Genomic DNA, 10374 nt, shown 5'->3' with positions numbered 1-10374 from the left:
TCGGTGGTGACGTAGAATTCTTGATAAAAACGCACGACCGTTCGTCCAGACTCCAGGGATTTTTCAATGACCGTTCAAAGCATCTCGCTGATTCGCGAAACATTCCCCGTCGGCCCGCTTCAGTGCAACTGCACGATCATCGGCGACCCTGTAACGAAGAAGGCCATCGTCGTCGACCCGGGCGGCAACCCCGACCTGATCATGGCGCGTCTCGATGCGCATGGCCTGAAAGTCGTCAGCATCATTCACACCCATGCGCATCTCGATCACTTTCTCGCCTCCGGGCAGATGAAGGAAAAAACCGGGGCGACCCTGCATTTACACAAGGAAGACCAGTTCCTCTGGGATAACCTCGAAATGCAATGCCAGATGTTCGGTGTGCCATATGTTCCGGTGCCATCGCCGGATCGCTGGCTGAGCGACGATGAGGAACTCGCCTGCGGCTGCGGCGTTGCCTTGCATACGCCGGGACATACCCCCGGTTCCATGAGCTTTTGGTTTTCCGAGGCTAAGCTGTTGATAGCCGGCGACACGTTGTTTCGTCGCGGCGTAGGGCGCACGGATTTGTGGGGCGGCGATCAGGCGACCATCGTGCGTTCGATCAAGCAGCGGCTATACACCTTGGACGAGGACGCGACCGTGGTGACCGGACATGGGCCGGATACGCGTCTGGGTGACGAGATGCGCGAAAACCCGTTTGTGCGCGCCTAAATATTTTGTCACGAGTGCCCGGCGGAATTTTTGTGCATTGTCATGATCAAACGCCCGCGCAGGTCCATTAACCCAGTGACCGCTGCACCACCGAATGCGAAAAACCAGGAGCTCTCCATGTTCACCAAGCGTCGTTTGATTATTGTCGCTACTGCCGTGGCCTTGCTGTCCGGCTGCGCCTCGCCCAACCCGTATGACAATCAGGGCCAGGCCGACGGTGGCTCGCAAGGCATGAGCAAAACCGCCAAGTACGGTGGCCTCGGTGCTCTGGCCGGTGCGCTGGCCGGTGCTGCCATCGACCACAACAACCGCGGTAAAGGTGCCTTGATTGGTGCCGCCGTGGTGGGTGCGTCCGCTGCCGGTTACGGTTACTACGCCGATCAGCAGGAAAAGAAACTGCGCGCGAGCATGGCCAACACTGGCGTTGAAGTGCAGCGCCAGGGCGATCAGATCAAGCTGATCATGCCAGGCAACATCACATTCGCTACCGATTCGGCGAACATTGCCTCCAGCTTCTACCAGCCGCTGAACAACCTCGCGGGCTCGTTGAAGGAGTTCAGCCAGAACCAGATCGAAATCGTTGGCTACACCGACAGCACGGGCAGCCGCCAGCACAACATGGACCTGTCGCAACGACGTGCGCAGAGCGTGGCGACCTACCTGACTTCGCAAGGTGTCAGCGGTGCCAACCTGTCGGCCCGTGGCGCCGGTCCGGATAACCCGATTGCCAGCAACGGTGACGTGAATGGCCGGGCGCAGAACCGTCGCGTTGAAGTTAACCTGAAGGCGATTCCGGGTCAGCAGTATGGTGGTCAGCAGCAACAGCAGCCGGGTACGGTTCAGCAGTATCCGTAAGCGCTTGCCTGAATGAAGAAATGCCCGGTCCTGTGATCGGGCATTTTTTTGTCTGGCCTGTGCCGGCCCCTTCGCGAGCAGGCTCGCTCCCACATTTGAAATGCATTCCCCTGTGGGAGCGAGCCTGCTCGCGAAGGGGCCGCTACAAACACCGAAGATTACAGACACAAAAAAGCCCCCGGACACATCAGTGTCCGGGGGCTTTTTGTTTGCAGCGAAGACTGATTACTTCTTCAACCCGTAATGCTCATCGAGCATGCCCGGCGAGTTCGGGGTCTTCGGTGCGTAGTCGCGCGGCGGCTCCTGATCGCGCGGTGGCGTCAGGCGTTCGCGTGGCGCGACTGCCGCGTCGGCGTGCAGGGCAGCGATCAGGCGCTGGCGGGTCTGCTCGTCCAGGGCCAGACGATTGGCGCCCTCGGCGAGATGATCCTGCACTTCCTGATAGCTCTGGGTCAGCTTCTTGACCAGCATCGCGGTGCTGTTGAAGTGGGTGACCACCTCGTTTTGATAACTGTCGAAACGCTCCTGGATATCATCCAGTTGACGCTGCGTACGGCTCGGCGCGGCGTTCGGCGCAACGCGCGCGATCAGGAATCCAATGGCGACACCTACAACCAGGGCAAGAGTCGGTAACAACCAAACTAAGAGCGAGTGTTCCACGAGTCCTTCCTCTATAAACGGCTTTGCTTTACGTTAACGGCTCGAACCTGCGCTGTATACCGCGATTCACTCGCAATAGATTGGCACAGACAATTTGCTAGACGAGTCGACCCGATTCGAGGTCACGGAGTTCCTTCCTTGCTGATGCGTGAAACCCCTGTAGTGATTGATGGCCCAGTCGGCCAAATCGAAGCTTTGTACCTCGACAACGAGCAGCCGCGCGGCATCGCGCTGATCTGTCATCCGAACCCGGTGCAGGGCGGCACCATGCTCAACAAGGTCGTCTCGACCCTGCAGCGCACCGCGCGCGACGCGGGCCTGATCACCTTGCGCTTCAACTATCGCGGCGTTGGTGCCAGCGAAGGTTCGCACGACATGGGCACCGGCGAGGTCGACGATGCTCTGGCTGCCGCTGCATGGCTGCGTGAAAAACACCCGGATCTGCCACTGACCCTGTTCGGTTTCTCCTTCGGCGGATTTGTTGCAGCAAGTCTCGGCGGCCGTCTCGAAGCCCAAGGCGTGCAGCTCAAGCACCTGTTCATGGTCGCCCCGGCGGTGATGCGCTTGGGCGAGCAGGATCAACTGCCGCAACAGGGCGAACTTACGGTGATCCAGCCGGAAACCGACGAAGTCATCGATCCGCAACTGGTTTACGACTGGTCGGAAAAACTCCAGCGCCCCCATGAGCTGCTGAAAGTGGCAGAATGCGGACACTTTTTTCATGGCAAGCTGACCGATCTCAAGGATCTGATCCTGCCGCGTCTCTCGAATTGATTGCAGTCTGACAAGCGATTACCCATGACGAACCGTACCCGTATCCTCACCGGCATCACCACCACCGGCACGCCGCACCTGGGCAACTACGCCGGCGCCATCCGCCCGGCGATCCTCGCCAGCCGCGACAGCAATGCCGATTCGTTCTATTTCCTGGCCGACTACCACGCCTTGATCAAATGCGATGACCCGCTGCGCATCCAGCGCTCGCGTCTGGAAATCGCTGCGACCTGGCTGGCCGGTGGCCTCGATGTCGACCGCGTGACCTTCTACCGCCAGTCCGACATCCCGGAAATCCCTGAGCTGACCTGGCTGCTGACCTGCGTCGCGGCCAAGGGCCTGCTCAACCGTGCGCACGCTTACAAGGCGTCGGTGGACAAGAACGTCGAAACCGGTGAAGACCCGGATGCCGGCATCACCATGGGCCTCTACAGCTACCCGGTGCTGATGGCCGCAGACATCCTGATGTTCAACGCGCATAAGGTGCCGGTCGGTCGCGACCAGATCCAGCACGTGGAAATGGCCCGCGACATCGGCCAGCGCTTCAACCACCTGTTCGGGCAGGGCAAAGAATTCTTCACCATGCCCGAAGCGCTGATCGAAGAAAGCGTGGCGACGTTGCCAGGCCTCGACGGTCGCAAGATGTCGAAGAGCTACGACAACACCATTCCGTTGTTCTCCAGCGCCAAGGAAATGAAGGACGCGATCTCGCGGATCGTCACCGACTCCAAAGCGCCAGGCGAAGCCAAGGATCCGGACAACTCGCACCTGTTCACCCTGTTCCAGGCGTTCGCGACCCCGGCGCAGGCTGACGAATTCCGCAGCGAACTGTTGGGCGGTCTGGGTTGGGGCGAGGCGAAGAACCGTCTGTTCCAGCTGCTCGACAACGATCTCGGCGAAGCGCGCGACAAGTATCACCAGTTGATCGAGCGTCCGGCGGATCTGGAAGACATCCTGCAGATCGGCGCCAAGAAGGCTCGTGCCGTGGCAACGCCGTTCCTCAACGAACTGCGCGAAGCCGTTGGCCTGCGCTCTTTCGTCAATCAGGTTCAGGTTGCCGCGACGACCAAGAAGAAAGCCGCGAAAGCCGCGCGTTTCGTCAGCTTCCGTGAAGACGACGGCAGCTTCCGCTTCCGTCTGCTGGCAGCTGATGGCGAGCAACTGCTGCTGTCGCGTAACTTCGCCGATGGCAAAACCGCAGGCCAGGTGACCAAGCAACTGCAATCTGGCCAGCCACTGGACGTGCGCAGTGAAGACCTGAGCTTCAGCGTGTGGCTGGAAGGCGAGTGCGTTGGCGACAGCCCGGCGTTCGCCGATGCTGCTGCGCGGGACGCGGCCATCGAGGCGCTGCGCGTTGCGCTGACCCCGGTTCAGGACTAATCGGCGGCACGGTCCGACCAAGGGCCGATTGCCATTCCCCCGGGCCGTCGCTACAGTGACGGCCCGTTTTTGTTGCCTTGCTAACGAATTATGACGCCCCTAGAACGATACCAAGCTGATCTGAAACGCCCGGACTTCTTCCATGACGCCGCGCAGGAAACTGCTGTGCGTCATTTGCAGCGTCTGTACGAGGATCTGATCGCCGCCGATCAGAACAAGCCGGGTCTGCTGAGCAAGCTGTTCGGCAAAAAAGATCAGGCGCCGGTCAAGGGCCTGTATTTCTGGGGCGGCGTAGGTCGCGGCAAGACTTACCTGGTCGACACCTTCTTCGAAGCGCTGCCGTTCAAGGAAAAGACCCGCACCCACTTCCACCGCTTCATGAAGCGCGTGCACGAAGAAATGAAAACCCTCGGCGGCGAAAAAAACCCGCTGACCATCATCGCCAAGCGCTTCGCGACCGAGTCGCGGGTAATCTGCTTCGATGAGTTCTTCGTCTCCGACATCACCGACGCGATGATCCTCGGCACGCTGATGGAAGAACTGTTCAAGAACGGCGTGACCCTGGTCGCGACCTCGAACATCGTTCCGGACGGTCTGTACAAGGACGGTCTGCAACGTGCGCGCTTCCTGCCGGCGATTGCGCTGATCAAGCAGAACACCGAGATCGTCAACGTCGACAGCGGCGTCGACTACCGTCTGCGTCACCTCGAACAAGCGGAACTGTTCCACTATCCGCTCGACGAAGCCGCTCACGAAAGCCTGCGCAAGAGCTTCAAGGCACTGACGCCGGAATGCACTGCCGCGGTCGAGAACGATGTACTGATGATCGAGAACCGCGAAATCCGTGCCCTGCGGACTTGCGATGACGTGGCCTGGTTCGACTTCCGCGAACTGTGCGACGGCCCGCGTAGCCAGAACGACTATATCGAGCTGGGCAAGATCTTCCACGCCGTGCTGCTCAGCGGTGTCGAGCAGATGAGCGTCACCACCGACGACATTGCCCGCCGCTTCATCAACATGGTCGACGAGTTCTACGACCGTAACGTGAAGCTGATCATTTCGGCTGAAGTCGAGCTGAAGGATCTGTACACCGGCGGCCGTCTGAACTTCGAATTCCAGCGCACGCTGAGTCGTTTGCTGGAGATGCAATCGCACGAATTCCTGTCGCGGGCGCACAAGCCTTAAACAGAATCGGCAAAGAAAAAGGGCCTGCAATTGCAGGCCCTTTTTATTGGCACTGATTTCCCCTGTGGGAGCGAGCCTGCTCGCGAAGGCGGTGTGTCAGCCAACAATTTTGTTGAATGTGAAACCGAATTCGCGAGCAGGCTCGCTCCCACATTGAATTGCGCTGTTGCAGGAAAATTATGCAGCCTGCTGAAACTGCTGCCGATACTGGTTCGGCGACAGCTCCGTATGCTGACGGAACAACCGCGCAAAGAAGCTCGCATCGTCGTAACCGACCTCATAACTGATGGTCTTGATGCTCTTGCGGCTGCCGGACAGCAAGCCTTTCGCCGTCTCGATACGCAGCCGTTGCAAGTAATGCAGTGGCTTGTCACCGGTGGCGGTCTGGAAGCGCCGCATGAAATTGCGGATGCTCATGCCATGCTCGCGTGCGACATCTTCGAAGCGGAACTTGTCGGCGAAATGCTCTTCGAGCCAGTGCTGGATCTGCAGGATGATCACGTCCTGGTGCAGCTTTTGCCCACCGAACCCGATACGCCCCGGCGCATAGCTGCGCTGCACTTCATAGAGAATATCGCGAGCCACCGCTTGCGCGACGTTGGCCCCACAGAAACGCTCGATCAAGTAGATGTACAGGTCGCAGGCTGACGTGGTGCCGCCAGCGCAATACAAATTGTCGGCATCGGTCAGGTGCTTGTCCTGATTGAGATAGACCTTGGGAAAGCGCTCGGCGAAGGCATTGAAGAAGCGCCAGTAAGTGGTCGCTTCCTTGCCGTTGAGCAGGCCGGCCTCGGCCAGCCAGAACACCCCGGTGGCTTCACCGCACAACACCGCGCCACGGGCGTGCTGTTCACGCAGCCACGGCAACACTTGGGGGTAACGGCCGCACAGCGTGTCGAAATCGTCCCAGAACGCCGGGAGGATAATGACATCGGCGTTTTCCAGACCGCCGTCGACCGGCATCACGACGTCACTGAAGCTGTTCACCGGTTTGCCGTCGGGGCTGACCAGGCGCGTTTCAAACGCCGGTGTCAGGCCGTGGCCCAGTTGTTTGCCATAACGCAGGCTGGCCAGATGGAAGAAATCCTTGGCTTGCATGAGAGTGGAGGCGAAAACCCGGTCGATTGCCAGGATGCTGACGCGCCGCAAGGGCGTGGAGACTTGCTTGGACATAATTCAACTTTTGTTTTGTTTTTATAAGGGAAAGTGGTCACCAGACGGCTGGATCGTCTTATTTTTTGTCGGATGTGTCCAGTGTCCTGTGTCAGAAGGGAGGCTTAGTCTCTGAAGGTCATCTCACTCCAACAACAAAGAAAGGTGCCGCATGATCCCCAGAACCTTGTTCAGCTCCGAGCACGAATTGTTCCGCGACAGCGTACGAACCTTCCTCGAAAAAGAGGCCGTGCCGTTCCATGCGCAATGGGAGAAACAAGGCCATATCGACCGCAAACTGTGGAACAAGGCGGGGGAGGCGGGGATGCTCTGCTCGCACCTGCCGGAAGAATATGGCGGGCTGGGGGCGGACTTTCTCTACAGCGCGGTCGTGATCGAAGAGGTCGGGCGACTGGGCCTGACCGGCATCGGCTTCTCGCTGCATTCGGACATTGTCGCGCCGTACATCCTGCATTACGGCAGCGAGGCGCTGAAGCACAAATACCTGCCGAAACTGGTTTCGGGCGAGATGGTCACGGCCATCGCCATGACTGAGCCCGGCGCGGGTTCCGATCTGCAGGGCGTCAAGACCACCGCCGTGCTGGACGGTGACGAATATGTGATCAACGGCTCGAAAACCTTCATTACCAACGGCTTTCTCGCGGACCTGGTGATCGTTGTTGCCAAGACCGATCCGAAGGCCGGGGCCAAGGGCACCAGTCTGTTTCTGGTCGAAGCGAATACGCCGGGCTTCGACAAGGGCAAGCGCCTGGAGAAGGTCGGCATGAAGGCGCAGGACACGTCGGAATTGTTCTTCCAGGACGTACGCGTGCCGAAGGAAAATTTACTGGGGCAGGCCGGGGCGGGGTTCGCTTATCTGATGCAGGAATTGCCGCAAGAGCGCCTGACCGTGGCGATTGGTGGCCTGGCTTCGGCAGAAGCAGCGTTGCAATGGACAATCGATTACACCCGTGATCGCAAGGCATTCGGCAAGGCGATCGCGGACTTCCAGAATACCCGCTTCAAACTGGCGGAAATGGCCACGGAAATTCAGATCGGTCGTGTGTTCGTTGATCGCTGTCTTGAGTTGCATCTGCAAGGCAAGCTCGACGTGCCGACGGCGGCGATGGCCAAGTACTGGGGCACCGACCTGCAATGCAAGGTGCTCGACGAGTGCGTGCAGTTGCATGGTGGCTACGGCTTCATGTGGGAATACCCGGTGGCCCGGGCGTGGGCGGATGCGCGGGTGCAACGGATCTATGCCGGCACCAATGAAATCATGAAGGAGATCATTGCGCGGTCGCTTTGATGATCGTTCCCACGCTCTGCGTGGGAATGCCGCCTGGGACGCTCCGCGTTCCGCTTTGGTGGTGCTCTGATCGGCCTCTTCGCGAGCAGGCTCGCTCCCACAAGGATCACGCTGTACCTGTGGGAGCGAGCCTGCTCGCGAAGCTTTTAGCGGTCGATCAAGGCGCTGGGTTCGGGTGATCCTTGTGAATCGCCTCAATCCCAGCCAGCACCTCATCGGAAAGCTTCAGATCGAAGCTGGCGATGTTGCTGTCCAGTTGCTCAAGCGTCGTCGCCCCAATGATGTTGCTGGTGACAAACGGTTGCTGCGTGACAAACGACAGCGCCATTTGCGCCGGATCCAGACCATGTTCACGGGCCAGCGCCACATAACGGCTGCACGCTGCTTCCGACTGCGCATTGAAATAGCGGCTGAAGCGGCTGTAGAGGCTCAGGCGACCTTTCGGTGGGCGGGCGCCGCCCTCGTACTTGCCTGAGAGGAAACCAAACGCCAGCGGCGAATAGGCCAGCAGGCCGCACTGTTCGCGGATGGCGATTTCCGCCAGGCCGACTTCAAAACTGCGGTTGAGCAGGTTGTACGGGTTCTGGATCGACACGGCACGCGGCCAGCCACGGGCTTCGGCCAGCGCCAGAAAACGCATGGTGCCCCACGGGGTTTCGTTGGACAGGCCGATGTGACGGATCTTGCCGGCCTTCACCTGCTCGTCGAGCGCTTCGAGGGTGTCTTCCAGCGGCGTCAGGTTGGCTTCGATCTTGTGTTTGTAGCCCAGCTGTCCGAAAAAGTTGGTGCTGCGCTCCGGCCAGTGCAGTTGATACAGATCGATGTAGTCGGTCTGCAGGCGTTCGAGGCTGGCGTCCACCGCGGCGGTAATGTGCTGGCGGTTGTGGCGCAGGTTTTTGTCGCGGATGTAGTCGATGGTGTTGCCGGGGCCGGCGATCTTGCTGGCGAGGATCCAGTCGGCCCGGTCGCCGCGACTTTTGAAGTAATTGCCGATATAGCGCTCGGTGGTGGCATAGGTTTCGGCTTTCGGCGGCACCGGGTACATCTCGGCGGTGTCGATGAAATTGATCCCCGCTTCTTTGGCCCGTCCGATCTGGGCGAAGGCTTCAGCTTCAGTGTTTTGCTCGCCCCAGGTCATGGTGCCGAGGCAGATTGCACTCACGTTCAGGTCGGTACGGCCTAGCTGGCGATAGTCCATCGGGTGCTCCTTGGGCAAAACAATCATAAAAGCAGGTTGAAATATTTTTCGCAATCTGCATAATTGCCGACCTCTTTCTGCAGTGGAAGTGATGCGCCGCCGCCGAAGAATCTTGCCGTTGAACGGACGCGCCGACCCGAGCCCCCGAAAGCGTCTGTATCCGGCTGCCTTTGACTTGTCAAAGTACGCACTATTCAGTAAGATCCGCCGTCTAATTTACAGGGCGGCCCCTGAGGCTATAAAGAATGAAAACTTTTACTGCTAAACCGGAAACAGTAAAGCGCGACTGGTTTGTCGTCGACGCTGCTGGTCAGACCCTGGGTCGTCTGGCCACCGAAATCGCGAGCCGTCTGCGTGGCAAGCACAAGCCTGAGTACACTCCTCACGTTGATACCGGCGACTACATCGTCGTAATCAATGCTGAGCAGATTCGTGTTACCGGTGCTAAAACCACTGACAAAATGTACTACTCCCACTCCGGTTTCCCGGGCGGCATCAAGTCGATCAACTTTGAAAAGCTGATCGCTAAAGCCCCTGAGCGCGTGATCGAGACCGCGGTTAAAGGCATGCTGCCTAAAAACCCACTGGGTCGCGACATGTACCGTAAGCTGAAAGTCTATGCGGGCGCTGCACACCCACATACTGCTCAGCAGCCCCAAGAACTGAAGTTTTAACGGAATAGTACATTATGTCGGCGACTCAAAATTACGGCACTGGCCGTCGCAAGACCGCAACCGCACGCGTTTTCCTGCGTCCGGGTACTGGTAACATCTCCATCAACAACCGTTCGCTGGAAAACTTCTTCGGCCGCGAAACTGCCCGCATGGTAGTTCGCCAGCCGCTGGAGCTGACTGAGACTGTCGAGAAGTTCGACATCTACGTCACCGTGATCGGCGGTGGTGTAAGTGGTCAAGCTGGCGCAATCCGCCACGGCATCACTCGCGCTCTGATGGACTACGACGAAACCCTGCGTGGCGCTCTGCGCAAAGCTGGCTTCGTTACTCGCGACGCCCGTGAAGTTGAACGTAAGAAAGTTGGTCTGCGTAAAGCGCGTAAGCGTCCGCAGTACTCGAAGCGTTAATTCCGCTTCCGCGTTCAAAAAGAACGCCCGCCTCCTCACGGAAGCGGGCGTTTTTTTATGCCTGTGATT

11 protein-coding genes are annotated in these 10374 nt (G+C 59.0%); 8 read left to right on the top strand and 3 right to left on the bottom strand.

All coding sequences use genetic code 11. The features are described 5' to 3' along the window. Positions 1-66: 66 nt before the first annotated feature. Positions 67-711: an MBL fold metallo-hydrolase gene (locus HU718_RS25395; protein ID WP_150707673.1), complete on the top strand. Its 645-nt coding sequence runs from the start codon at positions 67-69 to the stop codon at positions 709-711. A 117-nt stretch (positions 712-828) separates the two neighbouring features. Then, complete coding sequence (locus HU718_RS25390) at positions 829-1566, top strand: YiaD family glycine zipper/OmpA-like lipoprotein (RefSeq protein WP_038361038.1); 738 nt, start codon at positions 829-831, stop codon at positions 1564-1566. A gap of 225 nt (positions 1567-1791) precedes the next feature. Here the strand turns inward: HU718_RS25390 and HU718_RS25385 are convergent, their stop codons facing one another. Further along, positions 1792-2226 carry a Z-ring associated ZapG family protein gene (locus tag HU718_RS25385; RefSeq protein WP_007917055.1) on the bottom strand — a complete coding sequence of 145 codons (435 nt, stop codon included), beginning with the start codon at positions 2224-2226 and terminating at the stop codon, positions 1792-1794. 144 nt (positions 2227-2370) lie between these two features. Between HU718_RS25385 and HU718_RS25380 the strand changes: the two genes are divergently transcribed. The 3 genes from HU718_RS25380 (at position 2371) to zapE (ending at position 5565) form a co-directional block, all read left to right on the top strand. Beyond that, positions 2371-3000, top strand: coding sequence for an alpha/beta hydrolase (locus tag HU718_RS25380; RefSeq protein ID WP_150731120.1), 630 nt, complete (start codon positions 2371-2373; stop codon positions 2998-3000). Between the two features lie 24 nt (positions 3001-3024). Further along, a complete protein-coding gene (locus HU718_RS25375) occupies positions 3025-4380 on the top strand; it encodes a tryptophan--tRNA ligase (protein ID WP_034156484.1) in 1356 nt (451 codons plus the stop codon). A gap of 90 nt (positions 4381-4470) precedes the next feature. Next, complete coding sequence (gene zapE, locus HU718_RS25370; protein ID WP_186616635.1) at positions 4471-5565, top strand: cell division protein ZapE; 1095 nt, start codon at positions 4471-4473, stop codon at positions 5563-5565. A 177-nt stretch (positions 5566-5742) separates the two neighbouring features. Here zapE and HU718_RS25365 read toward each other — a convergent pair whose 3' ends face one another. After that, a complete protein-coding gene (locus tag HU718_RS25365; protein ID WP_175555647.1) occupies positions 5743-6639 on the bottom strand; it encodes a GlxA family transcriptional regulator in 897 nt (298 codons plus the stop codon). Between the two features lie 250 nt (positions 6640-6889). On the opposite strand from HU718_RS25365, the gene HU718_RS25360 reads away from it, so the two are divergent. Continuing rightward, complete coding sequence (locus tag HU718_RS25360) at positions 6890-8026, top strand: acyl-CoA dehydrogenase family protein (protein ID WP_186616634.1); 1137 nt, start codon at positions 6890-6892, stop codon at positions 8024-8026. A 157-nt stretch (positions 8027-8183) separates the two neighbouring features. Here the strand turns inward: HU718_RS25360 and HU718_RS25355 are convergent, their stop codons facing one another. Beyond that, a complete protein-coding gene (locus HU718_RS25355; protein ID WP_186616633.1) occupies positions 8184-9224 on the bottom strand; it encodes an NADP(H)-dependent aldo-keto reductase in 1041 nt (346 codons plus the stop codon). A 245-nt stretch (positions 9225-9469) separates the two neighbouring features. Here HU718_RS25355 and rplM point away from each other — a divergent pair, with 245 nt between their 5' ends. Together rplM and rpsI are read left to right on the top strand one after the other, a co-directional pair. After that, a complete protein-coding gene (gene rplM / locus HU718_RS25350) occupies positions 9470-9898 on the top strand; it encodes a 50S ribosomal protein L13 (RefSeq protein ID WP_007917032.1) in 429 nt (142 codons plus the stop codon). Between the two features lie 14 nt (positions 9899-9912). Next, the gene (gene rpsI / locus HU718_RS25345) at positions 9913-10305 is read left to right on the top strand and encodes a 30S ribosomal protein S9 (protein WP_008080273.1); all 393 of its coding nucleotides are present in this window, start codon (positions 9913-9915) and stop codon (positions 10303-10305) included. The last annotated feature ends 69 nt before the right edge of the window (positions 10306-10374 follow it).

Source organism: Pseudomonas tensinigenes, assembly GCF_014268445.2.
Classification (GTDB): domain Bacteria; phylum Pseudomonadota; class Gammaproteobacteria; order Pseudomonadales; family Pseudomonadaceae; genus Aquipseudomonas; species Aquipseudomonas tensinigenes.
This window is presented reverse-complemented; position numbering and strand designations above follow the sequence as displayed.